The following is a 23,420-nucleotide window of genomic DNA, read 5'->3' as shown; positions in this document are numbered from 1 at the left end:
GGCAGAAGGTTCGGGTAAAGTCAAAGTCACTCTATTTCTTCATCCAACCGCCAGGACGTTTACCACCACCCCAGCCCGATTTCCGCTTGGCATCAGCGCCATCGCCATCGGTCACGTTTTCGCCTGCCTCGTTGACCGGCGTGCCTTCAACTGGAGTCGCGATAGGGGAGATGACGACTTTGTCCCCGGCCGACAATCCGCCTTCTTGTTGATAAGCAATCACGAAGTTCTCGTTGGAAGTTGCGATCGAGATCTCTTGGCGTTTGAGTTTTCCGTCCTTCACCGTCCAAATCACACTGCCTGGCTGGATCGACTGTTGAGGCAACCGTACCAATGGTGAAGGCGGGGATGTTCGGATCAAGACTTTCACGAACATTCCCGTCATCAGGTCAGGTGAGTAGAACGGAACCGAGTTGGGCGTTGTCTGTCCTGGTCTTTGGAAAGAGGTGTCCGAGGCATAGATGGTGGCTGAATCGGGATCATCAATGTTGACACGACAAGGAACCATTCGAGTTTGCTCATCGAATCCAGCTCCGTCGTAGCGTTCGAGCATGCCGGACCATTGGAACGATGTTCCACCGACCTCGTAGATAACGGTCGCGGGCGTTCGGGGAAAACTATATTCGTCGTCGCTCTCTAGGCCCGGTGCGTGAGTCTCGGTCGAAATCAAACTCGACGGATCGACGGCATCACTCCCGTTTTCGTTTGAAGCGAGTGACATCGACGTTTCTGAGATTGTCGGTTCACTTTGCCAAAGCCAATTCATCTCGTGGTCGTGCAACTTACAAGTCACGTCCAAACTCGACGTGTCTTGTAGTGTCAGCATCGTCATGCCCGCCTGAACGTAACCGTTTTCTTCAACGAGATCGCTGACCACGATCGCGTCGATGGGAGATCGAATTTCAGTTCGGTTCAATGACAATTCCGCCTTTTCCAGATTCGCTTTTCCGAGGGCCTTGGCGCTTTCGAGTCGAATCTTGCGGCGAGTGATCAATTGTTTCTCGTCGAGTAAAGTTTGTAGCGTGTTTCGAGTCGTCAGTTCAGACTTGCGAATCGTGTCGACTTCCGATTCGGATGCAGCCCGGCGTTGCAATAGGTCAAGGTTGCGTTCGAGTTGTCGTTGATCGATCTTTAGTTGTTCACGGGCGGCGATGATTTGGTTTTCGGTTGTTTGTAATTCAGCTTCGAGTTCGCCGATCGTGGCATCGGCTTGGTTGAGTTCCTCGGTTAAGCGACGAACTTCCAATTCATAATCTTGCGGATCGATGCGGATCAATACTTCACCGGCTTTTACCGTTCGCCCGGTTCGGCAACGATCGGACTTGAACAAGACGCGGCCACCCACTTCCGCAGCGAGGTCAATCTGTCGATAGGGCACAACAACACCGTCGACTTCGATCTGCAACCCATCAAGGTGATTTTCAGCCAAGATGGTTTTGACTTGTGGAACCGATTTCCGCTGCGCAGGTCGCGTGTAGACCTCTGATTCCCCAAGCAAAAAGTATGCAGCGATCGCGCCGCCGATGATTGCGACCGACAAAATCAATCGCAGGGCAAAGTGCAGTGGTTTCATGGTTTGCCAACTATCCAAGGGATCGACGGTGAACTTGATAAGGGGGCGTCGAGGTGGTCAAGGTGAACGACCGCTGTCACGTTCAGAAGCGTTGTTCTTTAGATCTGAACAGTGTACTTGACCAGCGATCGAGGGCCGCAAAAGAAGTTTCCTAATGAACTTAGCCCGTAAGTTTCTAGGTTGGCCCTTTTGAGTTCAGCCGAGGGAGTTCTTCTGAGATGTTCATCTGGGGGGCGAGTAGGTCAGGATCCAGCCAACCCAAACCCCGAGCGGCATCCAAAGTTTCGCCTCGGTATGATCGAGTTTGTGGATCTGACTCAACCGCCATGCTGCAGCGGTTAAGATATCGGGAGTCGGTTACTCGGCTTTACCCACCCAAATACGTCAAGAATGCGGAATCTATGACTACGTTGCCACCTCTGCCCTGCCCTGTGTCGTTTCCACGCAGCCTGAATACCCCAGTCGTGTGTTGCTCGATGCTTATTCGGATGCTGTCCTTATCGTTCACCTTGGCCGTGGTAGCGGTAGCGTCAATCTTGGACTCGGGAGTCGCTCGGTCGCAGACTGATGTTTCGAATGCGAGCGAGCGGTCGGTGGATATTCTGCTAATTACTGGTGGGTGTTGTCACGACTATGACTTTCAGACGAAGGCTATGCAGTTGGCGGTGAAGGACCATGGAATCAAAGCGAACTGGACAGTAGTCAACGACGGGGGCACGGGAACCGACGCTCAAATTGCACTTTACGATGATCCAGAATGGGCGACCGGTTATGACGTTGTGATTCATAACGAATGCTTTGCGGACACGAAGGATCCGGCGTACATTCGTCGAATCACCAAGGCTCATCACGCCGGAGCCAATGCGATCGTAATTCACTGCGCGATGCACACCTACCGGGGAGCAGAGATTGATGATTGGCGAGAGTTCTTAGGTGTGACGAGTCGCAAGCATGATCACCAAAGTCGGTATCCAGTGAAGATCGAAAAACCCGGCCATCCGATCATGGCGAACGTTCCCGCCGATTATGTATCCGCGACAGACGAACTGTACGTGATCGAGAAACTTTGGCCACGCGCTGAGGTGTTGGCGACCAGTGAAAGCGAAAACACGAAAGTCGCTCACCCGGTTTTTTGGACGAATACCTATGGCCAAGCCAAGGTTTTCGGCACCACCTACGGGCATTCCAACGACACGTTCAGCGATGACGTATTTCTAGGGGTGCTATGCCGCGCCGTGGTTTGGCTTAGTCAACCAGAATAGGCATGGTGGCCGAGTGTACAGCGTGGCGGGGCTAGGTCGGCTACACTGATGACTCATCAACACCTTATCTAAGCGGAGAACTTATCTATGGACGCTGCACGAATTCTTGGCGGACTGCTCGCCAACCGTACCGGGCGTGCTCCCGGCAATGGTCGCATATTGGGTGAGGTGCTCAACGGCGTCGCCAATGTCGTTCAAGCATCGAATCAATCTCAACCCCGTCCGCCACAACGATTTCCGCCTTCCCATCATGCGCCCTTTGAGCACATCGTTCGTGATTCGGTCCATCGTCATCATCAACATGGTGGTCGATTTCCTGAACCCGCGAATCAATGGATTGGACGTCAACCTGCGAAGCGCGTTCCCAAGCCGCGCCATGACCATGACACTCATCATTCGGGACGAAATTTCAACCAACGCGCTGAGCTACTGATCATCGCGATGATCATGGCCGCGCAGGCCGATGGTCGGCTTGATAAAGCAGAGCAAGACAACATCATTCGGCAACTGCAGCCCCTCGATCCAGCCGAAACTCAATTCCTGCGTCAGCACTTCAATCGTCGCCACGACGTTTAACAGTTTGTGCATGACATCCCAACCGGAATGGAATACGAGGTTTACAATGTCTCGCTGATGGCGATCAACTTGGATACGCACGACGAAGCTCGCTACCTGAAAGCGTTAGCCGAATGCATGCGATTGCGTCCGGACGAGGTGAACCAAATTCACGCTCGTTACGGTGCGCCTTTGCTGTATCGCTAAGCGCGCCTTGTCGAGTGGCAAACGAAGGGAATGGCGGCTAGCTTATTCTTGCAAGTAACCTAGTGATCTAAGAAAGACGTCCATGTCTTGGACCGTCTCTTTGTACTTCGCTTTGTTGAAAAATCCGTGCGGTTGATTGTCGTACAGTTTCAACTCGCATCGTACTCCCAGCGACTGAAGCTTGGTTTGGAAGTTTTCCGCAGTCGAAACCGGAATAAGATTGTCACTGGTTCCAAGCATGACCAGGGTCGCAGGCATATCTGCGTGAAGGTTGTGCGCCGGGGAAATCTCTTGCCAGTAGGCTTTGACCTTCTTGTGTCCCCAGTTATTCGGGCCATTGTCAAACACCGGATTGAAAAGCACTAAGGCATTGGGGCGGCACGAAACACTCGTGTCGTCGTTCTCGTCGTCAAACGAAGTCAATGCTGCCGTGCTTGCGGCAACGTGGCCGCCGGCGGATCCACCACCCGCAGCAATTTGGTTCGGATTGATACCCAGTGAAGCGGCATGGCTTCGTACGTATCGGATCGCTGACTTACCATCGGCTACGCACGCCGTAGGTGGAGTCTGGTGACGTGATTGTGTTCGGTAGTCAGCGCAAATTGCAACCATTCCTTGGGAAGCCAAGTGCTTTGCCTGGGGATAAAATTGCTGAGGTGATCCGCTGACCCAGCCTCCGCCGAAAAAGAAAACGATCGCTGGCCGACTTTGATCTGCTGTCGAATCGTCAGGCCGGAAGATGTGAAGCGTTAGATCAATATCTCCCACTTTCTTGTAGGACAGTATTTCATCGGGTTGAGGCTTGCGAGAGTTGGCTTTCTTATTCGTGTTCGTCTTCGACGCATTGTTTTCTACGTTTGCAGCGTCAGTTGTTGGTGGTGCTGAGCATGCTGTTCCGGCTAATAGCACGACACTCGCAAGGACGGTGATGTGATAGATGAGTTTCATTGGGCTAGGCAATTCAATCAGGAGCATGGGATTGGGGGCGTAGAAGATCTTCGATTTCGCTAGTTGCAATTTCAATCGACCTAATCATGTCACTGTCTTGAAGGTCAGACAATTGGAAAGACTCGGGATAGTGAGTGTTGATAATATCGCGAAGTTGTTGATCGACTGGGAGCGACCATAGCTGAGTTGCATCTAAGTCGCGGGCTTCATCCAAGGTCATGGGAACTCTTAGCCTTAGACACGCCGGCCCGCCGCCGCCCGCCATGCTCTGACCCAATTCAACAAAGTGGACGTCGCTAAATAGCCCTTCGTCAATCCAGCGTGATACCAATCCCGACGCAGCCGGACTGTCGACCACTTGGGCCGGGCAAATTAAATGAGCAGGACCATCCGGATCCAGCGACGTCAGAATTTGGCTATTGAACAAGTAGGTGCGAACCGCTTCCGATAGTGGCAGTTCGCTTTGAGATACCGAAATGCGACGTATTTTGGTGCCGGTTGTTGAACGAAATCTAGATTCAATGGCATCGTAGTTTGTTCGTTCTACGTATGCCGATTCGTGGTGAATCCAGCAATCATGATGACTCATTGCGACGACGTCATTGTGGAACGCGCCCGCATCGATCGCTGCGGGATGTTGTTGTAGATAAAATGTGTCTTCCGCATACAAGCCGTGCCGTCGAGCGATTGCCTGAAATGCTTCAAGCGTTTGGCGTGGCCGAAAGCGTTGCGGTGATAGTGGTCCATCACCATGCACAAACAAGTTTATCCCTCTCGAAGGCGCCTCGTTCACATGGGACGATGCGCACAGACGCATATGGTTTGCGGCCCCTTCATCACTCAAAGCCACAGCAAACGGTAACGGGGCCCCGATCATAAAATTCGCTGGCAAACTCGATTGAAGATCGACCAGCGTTTCCGTTGATTCTGTAACACGGTGCAAACTGGCGTTTAAGTTGGCGATGGTGACATGCGTTCGCGAAAATGCGCTATCACACGCAGGCGAAACCGTCGCAGCGTTTGCTGTCCACATTGCTGACGAACTGCTAGCTGCAGATAGCAAATGAGGAGCTTCTGATAACAGCTTCGCAAACAATTCTGGGACGTCATGTTCAAAGCCCAATGCCCCGAGGTAGCCAAGATTAGGGCGTCGCTGTGGTGGCAGGACAATCTGGATGGCACCAAGTTTTACTGCCAGTCGCATCTTCGCAAGCCCTTCTAAGGCAGCGGCTCTCGGATACGAAATCTGACCTGCGTGTTTCGATGATGCCAAGTTTCCCACACCTAAACCACCGAAATGATGCGTGGGGCCGACAATGCGGTCCACCTGGACTTCGATCAATTTATTCATGAAACGGTTGCCCACAAATTACTGCTGGCGATCTGACTTGCTTCCAGTGATGCAACGGGGTCCGAGCAAAAGTCGATCGCGTGAAAACCGGCGGGCCTATGGTTTCCACTTTCACCACGGCCACCAAACGGAAGCACTCCGGCGGCACCCGAGGTTGGCGAATTCCAATTGACGACTCCCGCGTTGCTGGATTGTCGGAAACGCTCGAAATTTTCTGCTGAGTCGCTTAGCAACGATGCCGCTAGGCCATACGAAGTTTGGTTGGCTAGGCCAATGGCGTCATCGAAGTTGGCAACGCGATGAACCACAAGCAGAGGTCCGAACCATTCCATGGCCCCGATGGATGCAAGGCCTTCGGCAGAAACGCCTTGTGCGTCGACAATCATTGGACGGATCAGCATTGGTTTTTGCGGGTCGCGTTGACACGGGATGATTGGTTGGCACCCCAGTTCAATCAAAGCGTGATAGGTAGCCTCCATTCGATCGGCCGCGTCGACCGATATTAGTCGACCGATCTGTGCCATTGGGACATCACTGGGGTAGCCGGCACGAATGTTCTTACTCTTTTCAACCAACGCGTTTATTTGCGAGTCGGTACTAGAACCTTGAATGAAAATCGCTCGCCGCGCACATGTGCAACGTTGGCCCGCTGATGCGAATGCAGAAAACGATACTAAGTCAGCTACGTCTTCGTCCGGAACGTTGGTGTCGACCACAAGAGGATTATTGCCACCAAGTTCCAGCGCAAGAAGCACTTCCGGGCGACCGGCAAGTTGGCGATGAATCGCGATACCGGCGTTCCTACTTCCGGTCAGAAAAACAGCACTCGTTTGCTCGGCGTCAATGGCTAGTTTAGCGACGTCGCGGTCACCAACTAGCATCGTTAGGCAATCTTTCGGCAGGCCACATTCGTGCCAAGCCGCGACCATTTCAGCACCAACGGCTGTCGCGAACTCGCTTGGTTTGAACACGACACTATTGCCTGCTAAGAGAGCTGGAATAATCTGCCCACCTGGCAAGTGCAAAGGAAAGTTAAAGGGGCCGAGGACGAGAGCGACCCCAAGAGGGGCAAAGCTCAGCCTGCGATCGATAGAAATGGACTGCGAGTTACGAGTGACGTTCATTTGGTCAACAACGGTTTCGCTTCGTCGTTCTTGGATCGCTTGGATGGTCAAGCCGACTTTGGCGATCGAAGCGTTGACCTCACCCATGGCGTCGCGAAGAAGCTTGCCCGTTTCGTCGCTGATCAACTGGGCAAAGCGATCGGCGTGGTTCTTCAAGTACAGGGAGTACTGCTCGGCAATCGCAATTCGGTCGCTCAGTTTTATGTTTCGCCATTGCAGTCCCGCCTGACGGGATGCCTCCATCGTTTCGGTCACCATTTCGGCGGTCGATACGTTGCCCGACCACAAAAGCTGCTGATTCAGGGGATTTCGACTGAAAAATTTCCCCGTGTTTTTTTTCGTCTCCATACGACCTCCTTCAAAAACGTGAACTAGGTTTCGTGTAGATGAGGCATTTTCCTCAGACCCCTAAGCAAATTCGAGCTTAATTAACCCTGGAGTCTATCAGAGATGAAACGAAATAAGAAAAGCGGTTTCTCGCTACTTGAAGTTATTGCAGCCGTCGTCATTTTGGCTGTTGTCGCCGCCGCAACCGTTGCAACCGTTGCACCGATGCGAGCGAAGAGCGAAGACAAGCTCGATGATCAACAAATCGCAACGCTTAACGCCATGAGCCAAACTTTCTTTCTAGAGAAAGGCGCTTATCCAACGACCGTGACGCAATTGGCACAAGCCGAGTACCTGCCATACACAACAACCGACGAGCGCCGACGCGTTAGTGCTATGCGTTCGAAGTACAACTACGATCGCACCACCGGCGTCTTCACAAAGAAGTAGTCGAAAGCGAGTTCGTCGCCTCATCTGCTGAACTCCTTTAGTAGTGACTAATGCAGCGGCGATCCTACGTTCATTCGTTGCTTCGCCGCATAAAGACTTACTTTGAAAATCTCGCTTTCAAGTGAATCGCGTTTTCTGCGTGATCTGCTTAGGGCGAGATTTTTCTGTATCATTCCCCGCGAAAACGTTCCCCATGAATCATCCCCTTCGAAAACGATACCGGTCAACGCGACTAGGCGTGACGTTGGTGGAAGCGATCATGGTCATCATGCTTTTGTCGGCGGCTGCCGCAAGCAGCATGATTTACTTTGACGGAAGCTTTGTTTCGCGAGGCGAAGTGTCATCGTCGACGCATCAAGTTGCCGACACCCTGCAGTTGGCTCATAACACAGCCGTACTGAATCAAACCAAAGTCAGCGTGCGTCAAGTTCGCGGACGATCGAATCAGCAGTTGCTGATCACTCAAGCGGCCGGTCCCATCCGCGACGAACGAACATGGCTTGTTGATTTGCCGGTTGACGTCAAAGTTTCAGGGTCACCAACCGAGATCACCTTTACGCCGCTAGGCCAGGCTGATCAACGATTGGGATGGACCATTTCTCAGGGAGATTCGCAAGGCGCGGTGAGCGTTTCACCGGTCGCAGGAACCATCACGCGGAAGACACCATGAAAAAGCAACATCATCCTTCACGCCTTCGATGTCGTCGCGGTGCGTCGCTGATTGACGTGGCCATAGGGTCCATGCTGATGGCAACGCTGCTCATTCCCTCGATGAATCTGATCAACGAATCTCGTGCCAATTCGAACCGTTTGGACATTCGTCAAGAATTACTGCACCACGCTGAACAGACAATTGAATCGACGAAACTTACGCTTTCTGAAGACTCAGCGTTTGCGTCAGCGATGTCGCGTCCGACCGATCAACTCGTTCGAATTTCATCTCGCTATGGATCCTTTGCTCTCGCGAGAGTTCAAGTTAGCGCTGACACCAGTGTGCGGCCGGCTGAGTTAGTAACCATCTCGGTAGACGTTTGGCAGGACGACGATAACAACCGTCGTTTGGATGCCAACGAACTGTCCGCCAGTCTTCGTACCCAGTGGGCCGCCCCGTGAGCATTTCACGTCATCCGAACATCCCGATCCGAAAAGGCATCAGCCTGATCGAAGTGATTGCCTGCACTGCAATCTTGGCGATCATGATGGTACCGCTTGCATCGTTGATGCGGTCATCGCGAATGTCGCTAGCTAGGTCTCAAAGCATTTCAGTTGTTGACCAACTGCAAGACACCTCACGCTGGATTCGCCAAGCGGTTAGCGATGGAACTCTTGTCGATGCTCAGTCCGATGCGATCAAACTCGTGATGGCTAGTGGTCAGACCGTGAAGGTTTACCGCCAAAATCGTGACCTTGTTCTCGACGACGGACGCGAACAAGTAATCTTGCTTGAAGAAATCGAAGATGTCGCGTTTGGTGATATCCGACAAAGCTCTTCACCCGGAAAGCTAATCGGTTTGAAGATGCAGATCCGCAAACGTGATGCTGCGTCAGGAAAAACCGAAGAGACGACGACGATTGTTTCGATTGAGCCGCAGCTAAGTTAGTTCGTCTCGCCAGCCTAAGAAAATCAAGCCTATGAAATCTTCCATTCGAACGATCGCAACGCGTGGCTCGCTATCGGCGTCGGTTCCCACTCGTCGGCGTCATCAACGTCGTGGTTCGGCGTTGTTGCTGTGTACGCTAGCCACGGTGGTGTTGTCGCTTAGCGCGATTGCGATCTTGAAGAGTCACAGTCGCGAAATTGGACACACCGAAGCAATGGAATCGTCAGTTCGCGGGCGACTCGTTGCCGGGGGGCTACTGCAACGAACGATTGCACAACTTCGTGTCGATCCGCTCTATTCGGGGACTGTAACTGATCGCGCGGCGGGATCCCCGGATGCATTCGCACAAGTCACTCGTGTATCAGCGTCCGCGACTAGAATTGACGTTTTCTTGTATGCCGGATCTCGCATTCCGGCGACGAGCAAGATCGTTGATCCGACGACGCTTTAATGGCGAACTACCGTTTCGGTTCTTCGGCTCGCTGCATGTTTTCGATCGCTAGCTTCAATTGGCGGCGGGCTCGATTGAGTCGGCTACGGACGGTGCCAATGGATATCTCGAGGATCTCGGCGATAGTTTCATACGGATGATCTTCCATTTCTCGTAGCACGAGAATGATTCGATGTTCTTCGCTAAGCGTGTGCATCGCTGACCGAACCATATCGACGCGCTCTCCGCGAAGCATTCGTTCGTCCACCCCGTCGCCGTCGTCCGAGATTTCCAGTCCAGTGCTTTCGCGATAATGGTCTAGCGATACGCGAGCCCGCTTGCGGCGGCGGCGAGTCAGGGCACTATTGAACGCGATCCGGTACAGCCAAGTAAAGAATTGACTGTTGCGTTGAAAGGTGTCGAGTTTGATGAACGCACGAATAAAGGCCTCTTGGACGACTTCTTCGGCTTCATCGGGTGATCCGGTCACCTGCAGCATGGATGCGAACAGGCGGTCTTGGTTGGTGGTGACCAATTCAGTGAACGCTGATCGGTCGCCTTGAAGGGCTCGATCGATCAGTTGAGCCTCTTCCGCCACGCGAGGTTTCTTTCGGAACAATCAGGGAGCATCGGGAACGCCTAAGGGCGACGAGACCGCGTCTCGCGTCCCTAGTTTATCAGCCCGGACACAAAAATACCTGATGATTCCGCCCAACGAGCCTCAGTTCAGCTCTCCAGCACCCCGTTCGCCATGCAAATGCCGCTGCAGATAGGTTGCCCGTTCAATGTTGCGATCAGAAGATCCCAGCAACCGGCCATGGATCTTCTGCAAATGAGCCGGTTGAGTATGGATAAAGAGCTTATTGATGGTCTCGATATGCACATCGTTTATCAGCCCAAGACTAACGCCCATACGGACCTTGGACAGGTAGTGCATGGTTTCTTCGCTGCTGATTTTCTTCGCGGTGCTCAACGTACCCAGTGCTCGGCTGACATCGTCGTGAAGATCCGTCTCGCTCTTGCTGATGAGGAATTCGCGAGCTTTTCGTTCGTAGTCGATAATGTCCGGCACCACTTTGTCGCCAACCAGCGATACCAAGTCTTCTTCGCTATGACCCAACGTGACTTGGTTGCTGACTTGATAGAAGTCGCCGGTGTATTGTGAACCTTCGCCATAGAGTCCGCGCACGGTAACATTGATTCGCTGCATACTTCGAAAGACTTTTTCGATTTGCTGCGTGATCACCAGTGCCGGTAAATGCAGCATGACGCTAACACGTAAGCCGGTGCCCACGTTTGTGGGACACGCCGTTAAGTATCCGTATTTCGGATGGTAAGCGTACAGCACGGCGGATTCGAGTTGGTCATCAATGCCGTTGATCTGCTGCCACGCCGATTGCAAATCGAGACCACTGTGCATGACTTGAATCCGTAGGTGGTCTTCTTCATTGACCATCACGCTGTATTGCTCATTCGGATCGATCGCGACACCGCGTGATCCGTCAGCGTCGGCGATCTCGCGGCTAATGAGTTGTCGTTCGACCAAAAATTGTCGGTCAATCTCGGACAAGGCGTCGATATCGACATAGTTAATGTCGTTCCAACCTTCGATTTGTTCCATTCGAGACCGAACGGTTCGCTCGATACTTAGTCGGTCTTCATCACTGCAGCGGCGGATGAACGGGAAATCGGCCAAATTGCGAGCCAGTCGAATGCGGCTGCTAATGACGATGTCCGATTCGGGACCGGTGCCACGCAGCCATTCGCCGGGCGTGCGTGCGAGTTTGTTAAAGTCAGCGTCAGTTTTCACGATTGCGTTTCTCCATCAACGTCATCACTCGCCTTTTTCTTGGACGCAGAAGGTTTATTCGACGCAGAAGGAGTACGTTTTTTCGGCTTCGTTGAACTTGGCGTTGCTGGTGGAATGGCAGACTCGGTCTGTTCCATCTTTTTCAACTCGTCACGAATTTCCGAGGCTCGTTCGTAGTCCTCACGCTCGATCGCTTCTTCCATCTCGCGTCGAAGCTGAATCATTTGGGCCTGAGAGTCGGCGGAAGCCGCAGCGCGTTTCGGACGTTTGCCGCAGTGTTCTAGCGATTCGTGGATGTTGTTAAGCAATGGCTTAAGGTCAACTTCGAAGTGCTTGTAGTCATAGGGGCACCCGAGCCGTCCGGTGTTTCGGAACTCAAAGAAACTAATGCCGCAAACGGGGCATTCTTTTTGGTCGAGTTCGGCCAATTCAGCCTTGGTTTGACCAAGGTCAAATTGTTTTGCGAGGGCTCCCGCAATGGAAGCTGCGGGGCTCGCGTTTTCCTTGTGCAAAAAGTTCCGGGCGTGTTCTTCGCACAAGTGCATCACTGCCGGGCCGGAAGGCTCGGTTAGTTCGGTAATGTGGAAGGTGGCTGGCTTTTCGCAATACTGGCATTTCATAACGAATTGTGTCCATCGCTGCGGCGTGATGATTCCATTCTATCCCTGCTAGAGATTCCAGGGTGAGCACGCGCTTGGATTCTATCTTCGGCACCCTTACTGTCAACGTAACGCAGTGGCACTCCGAAGCGTAGCGGGGCTGCCATTCGAAGCGTACCAGGCCTGCAAACGGGGGTTGTAAATGCGGCCCGCAAATAGCCTCTGCAAAACGCATAGGAATGAATGCCGGACTGCCTACAGAAAGCCTGCATCATTGATCCAGCCATGCTCCATGGACGGATTGAGCCCCAGTTAAGCCCCGCGAAAACGGCCCTCTCAATGCTTGATGCCCCGGTTGCTGCCGCCTCCCCTACACGCATTCCACGCTTGCGACGAAACTAAATAGAATCGGAGAAATCTTGTTTGTGATCCTCAGGCCCTTTTTTTATGCACCATCCGCCCTCCTCTGCGTTCGCCGATCTAGCAATCTCGCACGATTTTGTGCCCGTCTTTCGCCGATTGCTTAGCGATACCTTGACGCCCGTCACGGCATTTCAATTGCTCGACGACGGCGGTCCAGCGTGTCTTTTTGAGAGCGTGATCGGGGGAGAGAAAGTTGGCCGATACAGTTTCCTAGCTTCGAAACCTGTTGAGCGATTCTCTGCCAAAGCAAACACCATCACCTACGAAACAGAGTTGCAATCACCAGAGCCGCAAACTCTTACTCGCCAGGCAGATGACCCGCTCGACGAATTTCGGGCGCACTTTCATCACAACGTTGCAAAGATCGATGGATTACCCCCCTTCATCGGCGGAGCCATTGGATACGCCGGCTACGACGTCGTTCGCTACGTCGAAAAGCTCCCTGACCACTCCACCGACGATCGCAACCTGCCGGACCTGGATTTTGCGTTCTATCACACGTTGTGTGTGTTCGACCACGTTGCCAAAACTATCACGGTAGTGACGCTCGCCGATTGCCGAGGCGTTGCTGATACCAAATCTGCGCACGCAGCGTTTGATGCTGCGACTACCCACCTCGATCAAACCATCGAGCGGCTTTCCGTTGCCCCTGGCATGCCTATGCAGCACTGGGATCCGGAATCCTGGAAAAACGCCAAGCCGTTGGACGTTCAGTCGAATTTCACTCAACCGCAATTTGAGCAGGCCGTTCGTGATTGCGTTGAATACATACGCGCCGGCGATATTTTCCAGGTTGTTCCCTCGCAACGATTAGCGGTCAAAACGGACGTTGATCCGCTAGAGATTTATCGCTCATTGCGTGTGGTGAACCCAAGCCCGTTCATGTTTTTTGTGCGTACGCCCCGATGTGTGTTGGTGGGATGTTCGCCTGAAATCATGTGCCGGGTCGCAGATAATGTTGTCACCGTTCGCCCCCTTGCCGGCACACGCAAACGGGGCGTCGACGAAAAAGAGGATAAAGCACTCGAGCAGGAACTATTAGCCGATCCCAAGGAAAGAGCCGAACACGTGATGTTGGTCGACTTAGGCCGAAACGATGTTGGTCGAGTCGCCAAGTTTGGCACGGTGGAATTGACTGAGGTGATGATCGTCGAGCGATATTCCCATGTCATGCACATCAGCAGCGAAGTTCAAGGGGAACTGCGTGAGGGGCTCGATGCGTTCGATGCTTTGAAGGCTGCCTTGCCGGCGGGGACTGTGTCTGGTGCTCCCAAAGTCCGAGCAATGGAGGTAATTGATGCGATTGAACCGCATCGCCGTGGACCGTACGGAGGTGCAGTTGGTTACATTGACTACCGCGGCAACATGGACACCTGCATTGCCCTGCGGACCATGGTGGTCGTTGATGGCACGGTCTACGTGCAAGCAGGTTGTGGCGTCGTCGCCGACAGCGATCCGACGGCCGAGTACGAGGAAACGCTCAACAAAGCTCGCGCGTTAATCTCGGCGATTGAGCTGACCGTTGCCCGTGTGGGCGAAGCCGATTCATTGACCTGATGTTCCGCAAACCTATTGGACTGGCCTATTGGAAATGGCCTATTGGAATTGTCGGTTCCAACCGCCATTGGCGTTGAGGGTTTGTCCGGTTGTGAACGTGTTGGCGGGATTGGCAAGGTAAGCAATCGCGGCGGCCACATCTTCGGGACGCCCCCATCTCTGCATTAGCGATTGTCCCTTCGCTCGCGCATCCCAGTAGGGGCTTGTCGTTTCGCCCCAAGAGGTTTGAATCCAACCGGGTGCAACGGTGTTGACTCGTATCTCGGGTGCAAGCTCTTGCGCCAAACTGTTGGCGAATGCCATTACAGCGGCTTTGACGGGGCCGAACATTTGACCCGCGTCGCCTTCCATGCCATGCGGTGCCTGGTCCCAGCCGACGAACGTGATGCTCGGTGGACGAGAGGTAGCCTGCGATTGCAGTTTCTTCGCCACGCAACGAGAGAGTTCGATCGTTCCGTAGACATCCACGTTCCAAAGCCGAGTCAATTTTTCGGCGAACGACATTTCGGCAGCTTCGCCGGTCAGCACATCAGCGCCGGCAAGATTGATCCAGGCGTCAACTTGGCCTAGAGTTTCAAACGCCTCGTCGACGAACCGCTGCCGTGACTGATGTTCCCCCAAGTCGGCCTGGATCACCGACACATCGGGGCATCCGGCATCCGTGGCCAATTTGGCCGTTTCTGTGGCGCCCGCTCGATTGCGGTGATAGTGAACCACAAGTTTCGACGCCCCGGCCTGGGCTAATGCGATCGCGGTGGCTCGTCCAATACCGCTGGAAGATCCAGTGACGACAACGTTAGTTTCAGAAAATGGCAGAACGAGCGGATTCAAGACGAGATCGTAAAAGGAGACGAGGTGTTAAGAATTGGCTTATTGATACAATGAAACGTAGCGTCAGTGAGCATCGTTGGGTCGATCCAGCGACCCTCAGAAAGAGTTCTAGGTAATCTTAGCACCCCTGCGGGCCTCGGTCTTGCTGTTTTGCCCCATCAGTAGCTACCCTGCACGCTCCGAAAACCATTGCAAACCGCCTAATTTCCCCCACCTGTACGCCGCATGTCAGATTCGAAAACTGTTGCCCAGGCTGAAGTCGAACAACAACTCGGTGAGTTGGAAACCCCTACTCAAAGCGTTGATGTCGATAGTGCCGAAACCCAAGAGTGGCTCGCCTCCCTCGATTACGTGCTTAAGAGCAAAGGCCCAGAGAGGGTTCAGTTCCTCATTGAGCAATTGCGAGATCGCGCCGCCGAAGAGGGCATCCAGTGTGCTGAAGACACTCGGACACCTTACGTCAACACGATCCCGGTCAAGGATCAGCCTGCGTTTCCGGGCAATCGCGAAATCGAACGACGATTGAAGTCGATCGTCCGCTGGAATGCGATGGCGATGGTGGTCCGAGCTAACAAGCGTCCCGGCGGCGTCGGCGGACACATCAGTACGTTCGCTTCGAGTGCAACGCTCTACGAAGTCGCATTTAATCACTTTTTCCGAGGGCGTGGCGAAGATGGCTACAGTGGCGACTCGGTTTACTTCCAAGGTCACGCTTCCCCGGGAATGTATTCTCGTGCCTTCCTGGAAGGTCGCCTGTCGGAAGAAAATCTCGAAAACTTCCGACGCGAACTCGCACCCGGCGGTGGTTTGTCGAGCTACCCGCACCCTTGGTTGATGCCCGGTTTTTGGGAATACCCCACGGTTTCGATGGGGCTCGGGCCAATCATGGCGATCTATCAAGCTCGCTTCAACGAGTACCTGCGTGACCGCGGCATCAAAGATACCTCTGGCCAAAAAGTCTGGGCGTTCCTTGGCGACGGGGAATGTGATGAGCCGGAAACCCTAGGTGCGATCGGGCTAGCCGCTCGTGAAAAACTGAACAACTTGATCTTCGTGATCAACTGTAATCTTCAACGTCTTGATGGTCCTGTTCGTGGTAACGGCAAGATTATTCAAGAACTCGAAGGCATCTTCCGTGGTGCTGGTTGGAACGTCATCAAGGTCATTTGGGGCAACGATTGGGATGTGCTGCTCGACAAAGACACCACAGGGTTGCTCGCTAAACGCATGAGCGAAGTGGTTGATGGCCAGTACCAGAAATACGTCGGCATGCCAGGCAGCTACATCCGAGAGCATTTCTTCGGCAAATACCCCGAGTTGCTTAAGCTGGTCGAGAACTACAGTGACGAGAAACTTGAACGGATGAATCGTGGCGGTCACGACCCTGAAAAGGTTTACGCTGCCTACAAGCAAGCGGTCGAAACCAACAATGAACGGCCGACCGTCGTGCTGGCCAAAACGATCAAGGGCTATGGTCTGGGTGAGGGTGGCGAAGGTCGCAATATCGCTCACAACCAGAAGAAATTGAACGAAGAGGAATTGCTGGAATTCCGTACGCGTTTTGGCATTCCGATCAGCGACGAAGAGGTCGGTACCGCGCCGTTTTACAAGCCGCCACATAATAGTGCCGAGCTGAAATATCTGCGTGAACGCCGCGAAGTACTGGGCGGTCCGCTTCCGAGTCGCCCGACTACCCATCCGACGATGGAAGTGCCAACACTTGATGATTTTCAAAAGTTGATCAAGCGACTTGGCGGCGGAAAGAGCATTACGACAACGTTTGCTGTTGTTCAGACCCTCATCGCGCTTTGCCGCGACAAGAAAATCGGCAAGTACATGGTCCCGATTGTGCCGGACGAATCACGCACCTTCGGCATGGAAGGCATGTTCACTCAGTTCGGTATCTATGCCCACGCCGGGCAGCTTTACGAGCCGATCGATTCGAACATCATCTCGCATTACAAAGAAGCGCAGGACGGACAAATTCTTGAAGAAGGGATTACAGAATGCGGTTCGATGAGCAGTTTCAACGCTGCCGGAACGGCTTATAGCTGTCATGGCGTGAACATGATCCCGTTCTATATCTACTACAGCATGTTCGGCTTCCAACGAATCGGTGACTCGATTTGGGCGGCTGCTGACATGCGAGCCAAGGGTTTCTTGGTCGGTGGTACGGCGGGTCGAACTTCGCTAAACGGTGAAGGCCTTCAACACCAAGACGGGCACAGCTTGCTTAACGCAATTGCCTTCCCGACGGTCCGTTCCTACGATCCGGCGTTCGCCTACGAAGTGATCGTGATCATCCAGGAAGGCCTCAAGCGGATGTACCAGGATGGCGAAGAGTGCATCTATTACATCACCGCCGAAAACGATGAGTACGAGCATCCGTCGATGCCTGAAGGTTGTGCCGAAGGCATCATCAAGGGAATCTACAAGTTCCAAAGTCGCGAAGTCGACTCGGCGAAAGCACGCGTTCAACTATTCGGCAGCGGTGCTATCCTCAATTGTGCATTGAAAGCGCAAGAGATTCTCGCCGAGCAATACAACATCGCCAGCGATGTTTGGAGCGTGACGTCGTACACTCAACTGCGGCGCGATGCAGATGCTTGCGATCGTTGGAACATGCTGCACCCCACTGAAACGCCTCGCAAAAGTTACATCGAGGAAGTGCTTGAGGGAGTCGAAGGACCGTTCATTTCGTCCAGCGATTACGTCAAGGCACTCGGCGAGCAGCTTCAGCCGTGGATCCCAGGCGATTATTACGTCCTAGGTACCGATGGCATGGGCCGCAGCGAAACTCGAGAAGCCCTTCGCCGTCACTTTGAAGTCGATGCGGAATCTATCACGATTGCTGCGTTGAGCCGTTTGTCGAAGGCTGGCGTCTTTGATTCGAAGGAGGTCGCTGCGGCGATCAAAGATCTCGGATTTGATGCCGAGAAACCGAATCCGTACTTCGCTTAACGAGACGGCGTGTGATCGCTCTCTCGTTTGCTAGAACCCTATTTCAATACCTAATTCTTAACACCTATCTCTTATGGCAACCGAAGTAAAACTTCCCGAACTTGGCGACGGCATCGAATCAGGCGATGTGCTTGAAATTTTTGTTTCGGTGGGTGATGTCATCACTGCCGGTCAAGACGTCGTTGAGATGGAAACCGACAAGGCAACGGTTCCCGTTCCGTCGTCGTTAGGTGGCAAGGTTACGAAAATCTTGGTGGCTGAAGGCGATACGGTGGCGATCGGTGGAGGTCTACTTGAAGTGGAAGCTGCCGAAGGCGCCGCGGCACCTGCCGCCCCCGAGGCTCCTAAAGAACCGGCTGCGAAGGCACCGGAACCACCAGCACCTCAGCCATCTGCACCTGCTACGCCAGTGGCGAAGACGCCTGAACCAGCACCGGCTGCTCCAGCACCGGCTGCTCCAGCACCCGTTACTCCGGCTCCAGCAGCAACCCCGGCCCCGGTTGCACCGCCAGCACCCGAGCCGGCTGCTCCCTTAGCATCGGCCTCGTCTGGCAACATCGCAGCCGGACCTGCGATTCGTCGTTTCGCTCGCGAAGTAGGTGTCGACTTGGCGAACGTCACTGGTTCAGCGGATGGCGGGCGGATCACTCGCGATGACGTGCTAGCCGTTGTTCGATCGGCCAGTAAATCCGCTGCCGCAGCACCAGCGGCTTCGGCCGCTTCACCCGGTGCTGCCTCGTCCTCACAGCCGCTTCCTGGTACCGCTGATGCAGATGACTTCGGTCCGATCAGCGTGGAACGGATGAGCAAGATTCGCAAGACGATCTCGCGTCAGATGCACGCAAGTTGGTCGACGGTTCCTCGCGTGACCAACTTCGATGATGCTGATATCACCAACTTGGAACAATTGCGTCAATCGAGTAAAGATGACTATGCGGCTCAAGGCTTAAAGCTGACCACGATGCCGTTCTTGATCAAAGCCGTCGCGACAGCGCTTCGTCATCATCCTTCGATGAACGCCATCATCGACGAGCAAAACGAGCAGATCATCTACAAGAACTACGTCAACGTTGGTATCGCAGTTGATACCGACCGTGGGCTCGTCGTTCCCGTCATGAAGAACGCTGACCGGATGGCGGTTCCTGAGGTCACTCGCTCGCTTGCAGAAATGGCAGGCAAGGTTCGTGGCGGTAATTTCGGAGTCAATGATTTGAAGGGCGGTTCCTTCACCATCAGCAACCTTGGTGCGATTGGTGGTCAGTATTCGACGCCCATCGTGAATGTTCCCGAGGTCGCTATCTTGCTTGTCGGACGTAGTCGCAAGCTTCCTGTGGTAATGCCCGATGACTCGATTAAACCTCGTTTGATGATGCCTCTGAGCTTGTCTTATGACCATCGTTTGGTTGACGGTGGTACGGCGGCACGATTCCTCAACGACGTGATCGGTTATCTTGAAGCTCCCAGCCGATTGCTTTTGGCTCTGTAGTCGAAACTAGTTCTGGCGTCCGGGATCGGATAAAACGTAGCAGTTCCGAGTATCGCTCACCATTTGCGTGAGCGATCTCACGCCCTTTGCCTACGAGATTTGCCCGATGCCGTTGAAACTTCTTAGTACCTTCTGGATGGTTCTCGTTCTATGCTCGGCTACCATGGCTGAGGACTGGACGTACTTTCGAGGCCCAACCGGACTGGCCGTGTCCGACGCTACGGACGTTCCAACGGATGTTTCGCCGACCAATGGCGTCGTTTGGAAGTCCGATTTGCCAGGCAAGGCTTGGTCGTCGCCGGTCGTTCGCGGTAATCGCATCTATGTGACCACTGCGGTGCCAGTTGGCGAAGAGGTCGTTAGCGTCGAGGAAAAATTTTCCAAGCAGACGACCAATCCTTATTCACTGCGGGCGATGTGTTTGGACCTAGCAACGGGACAGGTCATCTGGGATCAGGAAACCTCTCAGGTTCCAGCCGGTGTTTCGATCCATCCAAAAAATTCACACGCCAGTGGTACGCCGATCGTCACCGACGATCGGTTGTTCGTTCACTTTGGTGCCTACGGAACTGCAGCCCTCGATTTGGATGGGAATGTCCTTTGGCAGCGAACGGTCGAGTATGCTCCAGTGCATGGGAGTGGTGGTTCACCGATCTTGTGGAATGATCAACTGATCTTTAATTGTGACGGTGGCGATCAGGCGTTTGTTGTCTCACTCGATTCCGCGACGGGAAGCGAGCAATGGCGAACGCCACGAGATGATCAAGGCGAACGGACCTTTTCGTTTTCAACGCCGGTCGTCATCAATACCGGCCGTCGCCATACCTTGGTCAGTGCCGCCAGTCATGCGGCCTACGGATACGATCCCAAAACGGGAAAGCAACTTTGGAAGGTGCGTTATCCGAATAAGTGGTCCGTCGTTCCGCAGCCCATCTTTGCCGGCGGAATGATCTTCGTATGCACCGGTTACGAGGGACCAGCTGAATTGTTGGCAATCAAGCCGGGCGGCGAGGGCGATGTTACCGAGTCCCATGTGGTGTGGCGCGAAGACAAATTTGTTCCGTATAACCCAACCCCGGCGGTGCATGACGGAAAGCTGTTCATGGTCAGTGACAACGGCATCGCATCTTGCCGAGACGTCGCCACCGGCGAACTACATTGGAAGCAGCGATTGGGCGACAACTATTCAGCCTCGCCGATAATCGTGGAAGACCGGGTTTACTTCCTTTCTGAAGAAGGAAAAGTGACCGTCATTGACGCTGCCACAGAGTTTCGCGAAGTGGCCCAAAGCGAAATGGACGCGCGTTGTTTGGCCTCGATGGTCCCGATCGATTCAGGGTTATTGCTAAGGACGGAACAGTCGTTGTACCGATTCGCTCGAAAGTAACCCGTTTGCGGCAACGTTGATGTCAAAAGTGGAACCAGTCGAGCCACGTCATCGCCTCAACCCAGGTGGCTCGGTTTAGCCCTTGGCATCGACGTCGAAGAATTCAAGCGGTTGCGATTCAGTGACGTCGGCGACTCGGATAGCGAGTTCTCCCGAAAGAATTTTGCGGAACGTTTTGCCTACGATCTCACCACGCCAGCCTTTCAGCAACGACGGGACTGGATCGTTTTCGCGACGGTCGAGTTCGTAGCCTAACAATTCACGGACATCGTCTGCATTACCCACGATCGGTGGTGCCAATTTATGTTGTCGACTGATACAGGCGATCGAAGTCGACAAAAATTGGCTAAGCATCGGCGAAACCACACGGCGTGATCCACGCGGTCGCTTAGGCAAGTCGTCATCCGGAGTATCCAATGCGGTTTGAATGGCTTGGCCAATCGCATCGTACTGGTCGTGGAGATTGCGTCGTTCCATGCCCCGAATGCCGCGAATCTTGTGCGGATCAGCGGATGCTTTCTTGGCAAGTTCGATAACCAAGTCATCTCGCAGCACACGACGTGGCAAGCGGTCTAGTGATTTCGCCACACCTTCGCGCCACAACCACAGGTGTCGGACGGTTTCAAGCTGGCGAGGTTTCAGTCCCGACGCACCACTGACTCGCCGCCAGTTCTCGCACGTTTCCGCCGTCATGACCTTTTCTTGCAGAACCTGAGTCTCTTCCTCGATCCAGCGGGTTCGTTCGAGCTTGGCAGCTTTCGCGGCAAGTTGGTCATGCATCGTGAACAGGTCGGTCACATCGTGCAATGCGTAGGTGATCTGGTCCTGCGTCAGAGGCCGTCTGAACCAATTGGTCCTTGTTTCGCCCTTGGGAAGCGTCTTGTTGACCAGCTTTTGCACCAAGGTCCCCAGCGATGCGGGATATTCCATCCCGACGAAACCGGCGGCCAGTTGGGTGTCGAAAAGGCCTGCGATCGGCTTACCCGAATTGCGAAAGCAAAACCGGATTTCCTCACGTGCAGCATGGGCGATCACGGTTCGACCAGGCGTAGAAAGCAGTTCCCAAAACGCCGAGGTGTCTTCGACCGCTACTGGGTCGATAATCGCCAATCGATCGCCAGCGACAACTTGAATCAAGCACAAGAGAGGTCGATAGGTGTCTTCGGAAACAAATTCGGTATCGAATCCAATCCTTGGCTCATCCGCAATATCTTCGCAGAATTTTTGCAGATCCTTCGGTGTGTTTATGGAGTCGTACTTCAAGGTAAACTTGGCAATCAAAAAGACGCGGATATTGAAGATCCCGACTTTACCCGCGATTCTCCTCGTCGGCTATCCGCGTTTGCCAGTTCCGCCCCCTACACACCACGAAAATTGACTCCCTATGCGTTTTTCGCCTGAACTCTTGATAAGTGTTCAATCCATAAGCGAGTTTGACGCTCTTGTGACGACAACTGCGGAATCGGTGTCTCCTTTGGCCGATATCATCGACCTGAAGGATCCACGTCGAGGACCACTCGCACCGGCAAGCAGCGTGCTGTGGGATCACGCGGCCAAGGTCGCCTCGAATAGGCCGGAATTACGAATCTCCGCTGCATTGGGGGAATACGACGAGGCAAGAGCCGTCGCAGCCACACTGCCTGCACGATTTGACTACGCCAAAATGGGGCCGAGCGGGCTTCGCAGCGTCTCAGATCTTTGCAATGCGTGGCAATCCGTGCGCAGAAGTTTGCCCGAGGGTGTGGAGCTCGTGGGGGTAGCTTACGCCGACCATACCAATGCATGCACATTACCAGCCGACGAAATTTTTACGGCAGCCCAAGGCGAAGGGTTGAGACGCGTCCTTGTCGATACGTTTGTGAAGGACGGCATTTCGACACTCGAGCATCTAGGGATCGCGGGTTCACGCAATTTGATTGCATCGGCAAAGCGGCAAGGTCTGTGGTGCGCGATCGCCGGTTCGCTGGCCAAGAAAGACTTTGCTGCGATCATGCCACTCGAACCCGCTCACTGCGTTGGGGTCCGAGGATCTGTTTGCGAAGAAACGCGGACCAGTGACCTTTGTATCCAGCGTTGCCAGCAATGGCGAAGCCTCGTCGATGATTGGAAGGTCGAAGGTTTGGCGATCTAGATCGAAGCTAATTGTTGGTGCGACTTCTTGCGGTTCAAGGCGTGTTCTTTACTAGCCTGTTTAAGCCCAGTCCAAGCCGGTGAGTTTGTGCAGGCGTTCTTCGAAGTTACCAATCAGGCCACCGACGAGTGTCCAACTATTGCGACGACGAAGCTCAATTTCGCCATGCTTGTTGATTCGCAAAATGGAATCGCCAACCACGCCGGCGTCGTGCAATTGTTTGAGATCGATTTCACCTTCATTGACGACATCAAGCAGTGTCTTTCCGGTCAGCTCGATAAATTCCGTCATGTTGATTCTCTGATTCAGATGAGAAGTGATCTAGCCATTGTAGTTACTAGCCTTCGAAATCTCTCTGCAAAGAGTTTCTCGTTTGGGGGCCGGGAGCCGTGCCGGTGTGACGTGCC

At 53.7% G+C, this 23,420-nt stretch carries 21 protein-coding genes and 1 pseudogene; 12 read left to right on the top strand and 10 right to left on the bottom strand.

Features of this window, described 5'->3' with window-relative positions; all coding sequences use genetic code 11:
- Positions 1–31 precede the first annotated feature (31 nt).
- Positions 32–1,573: an efflux RND transporter periplasmic adaptor subunit gene (locus tag Pla22_RS02220; protein WP_146513144.1), complete on the bottom strand. Its 1,542-nt coding sequence runs from the start codon at positions 1,571–1,573 to the stop codon at positions 32–34.
- A gap of 488 nt (positions 1,574–2,061) precedes the next feature.
- Between Pla22_RS02220 and Pla22_RS02215 the strand changes: the two genes are divergently transcribed.
- Positions 2,062–2,835 (top strand): ThuA domain-containing protein, encoded by a 774-nt coding sequence (locus Pla22_RS02215; protein ID WP_242631747.1) that lies wholly within the window; start codon positions 2,062–2,064, stop codon positions 2,833–2,835.
- 87 nt (positions 2,836–2,922) lie between these two features.
- Positions 2,923–3,597 (top strand): annotated as a pseudogene (locus Pla22_RS02210) (DUF533 domain-containing protein).
- Between the two features lie 42 nt (positions 3,598–3,639).
- Here the strand turns inward: Pla22_RS02210 and Pla22_RS02205 are convergent.
- The 3 genes from Pla22_RS02205 to Pla22_RS02195 are packed head-to-tail and all read right to left on the bottom strand — an operon-like array spanning position 3,640 to position 7,368.
- The gene (locus tag Pla22_RS02205) at positions 3,640–4,572 is read right to left on the bottom strand and encodes an alpha/beta hydrolase (RefSeq protein WP_242631746.1); all 933 of its coding nucleotides are present in this window, start codon (positions 4,570–4,572) and stop codon (positions 3,640–3,642) included.
- Entirely contained in the window at positions 4,559–5,896 is a 1,338-nt protein-coding gene (locus Pla22_RS02200) for an N-succinylarginine dihydrolase (protein ID WP_146513143.1), read from the bottom strand. The genes Pla22_RS02205 and Pla22_RS02200 overlap by 14 nt, the downstream gene beginning before the upstream one ends.
- Entirely contained in the window at positions 5,893–7,368 is a 1,476-nt protein-coding gene (locus tag Pla22_RS02195) for an aldehyde dehydrogenase family protein (RefSeq protein WP_146513142.1), read from the bottom strand. The genes Pla22_RS02200 and Pla22_RS02195 overlap by 4 nt, the downstream gene beginning before the upstream one ends.
- A gap of 102 nt (positions 7,369–7,470) precedes the next feature.
- Between Pla22_RS02195 and Pla22_RS02190 the strand changes: the two genes are divergently transcribed.
- The 5 genes from Pla22_RS02190 to Pla22_RS02170 all read left to right on the top strand — a co-directional run bounded on the left by Pla22_RS02190 (position 7,471) and on the right by Pla22_RS02170 (position 9,849).
- Positions 7,471–7,797 carry a prepilin-type N-terminal cleavage/methylation domain-containing protein gene (locus Pla22_RS02190; protein WP_146513141.1) on the top strand — a complete coding sequence of 109 codons (327 nt, stop codon included), beginning with the start codon at positions 7,471–7,473 and terminating at the stop codon, positions 7,795–7,797.
- Between the two features lie 193 nt (positions 7,798–7,990).
- Positions 7,991–8,467, top strand: a complete 477-nt coding sequence (locus Pla22_RS02185) for a pilus assembly FimT family protein (protein ID WP_146513140.1) — start codon at positions 7,991–7,993, stop codon at positions 8,465–8,467.
- On the top strand, positions 8,464–8,910 hold the full coding sequence (locus Pla22_RS02180) for a hypothetical protein (protein WP_146513139.1): 447 nt from the start codon (positions 8,464–8,466) through the stop codon (positions 8,908–8,910). The genes Pla22_RS02185 and Pla22_RS02180 overlap by 4 nt, the downstream gene beginning before the upstream one ends.
- Positions 8,907–9,398 carry a type II secretion system protein gene (locus Pla22_RS02175; RefSeq protein WP_146513138.1) on the top strand — a complete coding sequence of 164 codons (492 nt, stop codon included), beginning with the start codon at positions 8,907–8,909 and terminating at the stop codon, positions 9,396–9,398. The genes Pla22_RS02180 and Pla22_RS02175 overlap by 4 nt, the downstream gene beginning before the upstream one ends.
- Before the next feature lie 31 nt (positions 9,399–9,429).
- On the top strand, positions 9,430–9,849 hold the full coding sequence (locus Pla22_RS02170; RefSeq protein ID WP_146513137.1) for a hypothetical protein: 420 nt from the start codon (positions 9,430–9,432) through the stop codon (positions 9,847–9,849).
- A gap of 7 nt (positions 9,850–9,856) precedes the next feature.
- Here Pla22_RS02170 and Pla22_RS02165 read toward each other — a convergent pair whose 3' ends face one another.
- The 3 genes from Pla22_RS02165 to Pla22_RS02155 form a co-directional block, all read right to left on the bottom strand.
- Complete coding sequence (locus Pla22_RS02165; protein ID WP_242631745.1) at positions 9,857–10,447, bottom strand: RNA polymerase sigma factor; 591 nt, start codon at positions 10,445–10,447, stop codon at positions 9,857–9,859.
- Between the two features lie 102 nt (positions 10,448–10,549).
- Positions 10,550–11,638: a protein arginine kinase gene (locus tag Pla22_RS02160; RefSeq protein ID WP_146513136.1), complete on the bottom strand. Its 1,089-nt coding sequence runs from the start codon at positions 11,636–11,638 to the stop codon at positions 10,550–10,552.
- Entirely contained in the window at positions 11,635–12,258 is a 624-nt protein-coding gene (locus Pla22_RS02155; protein ID WP_146513135.1) for a UvrB/UvrC motif-containing protein, read from the bottom strand. The genes Pla22_RS02160 and Pla22_RS02155 overlap by 4 nt, the downstream gene beginning before the upstream one ends.
- 426 nt (positions 12,259–12,684) lie before the next feature.
- Between Pla22_RS02155 and trpE the strand changes: the two genes are divergently transcribed.
- The gene (trpE, locus tag Pla22_RS02150) at positions 12,685–14,217 is read left to right on the top strand and encodes an anthranilate synthase component I (RefSeq protein ID WP_146513134.1); all 1,533 of its coding nucleotides are present in this window, start codon (positions 12,685–12,687) and stop codon (positions 14,215–14,217) included.
- 39 nt (positions 14,218–14,256) lie between these two features.
- Here the strand turns inward: trpE and Pla22_RS02145 are convergent, their stop codons facing one another.
- A complete protein-coding gene (locus Pla22_RS02145; RefSeq protein ID WP_242631744.1) occupies positions 14,257–15,048 on the bottom strand; it encodes an SDR family NAD(P)-dependent oxidoreductase in 792 nt (263 codons plus the stop codon).
- Between the two features lie 225 nt (positions 15,049–15,273).
- On the opposite strand from Pla22_RS02145, the gene aceE reads away from it, so the two are divergent.
- The 3 genes from aceE (at position 15,274) to Pla22_RS02130 (ending at position 20,882) form a co-directional block, all read left to right on the top strand.
- Positions 15,274–18,009: a pyruvate dehydrogenase (acetyl-transferring), homodimeric type gene (gene aceE, locus Pla22_RS02140; RefSeq protein ID WP_146513133.1), complete on the top strand. Its 2,736-nt coding sequence runs from the start codon at positions 15,274–15,276 to the stop codon at positions 18,007–18,009.
- Between the two features lie 73 nt (positions 18,010–18,082).
- On the top strand, positions 18,083–19,495 hold the full coding sequence (locus Pla22_RS02135) for a 2-oxo acid dehydrogenase subunit E2 (RefSeq protein ID WP_146513132.1): 1,413 nt from the start codon (positions 18,083–18,085) through the stop codon (positions 19,493–19,495).
- A gap of 106 nt (positions 19,496–19,601) precedes the next feature.
- On the top strand, positions 19,602–20,882 hold the full coding sequence (locus tag Pla22_RS02130) for a PQQ-like beta-propeller repeat protein (protein ID WP_146513131.1): 1,281 nt from the start codon (positions 19,602–19,604) through the stop codon (positions 20,880–20,882).
- Between the two features lie 75 nt (positions 20,883–20,957).
- Here Pla22_RS02130 and Pla22_RS02125 read toward each other — a convergent pair whose 3' ends face one another.
- Complete coding sequence (locus Pla22_RS02125) at positions 20,958–22,145, bottom strand: ribonuclease D (RefSeq protein WP_146513130.1); 1,188 nt, start codon at positions 22,143–22,145, stop codon at positions 20,958–20,960.
- A gap of 121 nt (positions 22,146–22,266) precedes the next feature.
- On the opposite strand from Pla22_RS02125, the gene Pla22_RS02120 reads away from it, so the two are divergent.
- Positions 22,267–23,013, top strand: a complete 747-nt coding sequence (locus tag Pla22_RS02120) for a (5-formylfuran-3-yl)methyl phosphate synthase (RefSeq protein WP_146513129.1) — start codon at positions 22,267–22,269, stop codon at positions 23,011–23,013.
- A gap of 60 nt (positions 23,014–23,073) precedes the next feature.
- Here Pla22_RS02120 and Pla22_RS02115 read toward each other — a convergent pair whose 3' ends face one another.
- On the bottom strand, positions 23,074–23,304 hold the full coding sequence (locus tag Pla22_RS02115; protein WP_146513128.1) for a hypothetical protein: 231 nt from the start codon (positions 23,302–23,304) through the stop codon (positions 23,074–23,076).
- Between the last annotated feature and the right edge of the window lie 116 nt (positions 23,305–23,420).

The sequence above is a fragment of the Rubripirellula amarantea genome (assembly GCF_007859865.1).
In the GTDB taxonomy this organism is placed as follows: Bacteria; Planctomycetota; Planctomycetia; order Pirellulales; family Pirellulaceae; genus Rubripirellula; species Rubripirellula amarantea.
Note: the sequence above shows the minus strand (reverse complement) of the source record. Positions and strands in the feature narration are given on the sequence as shown.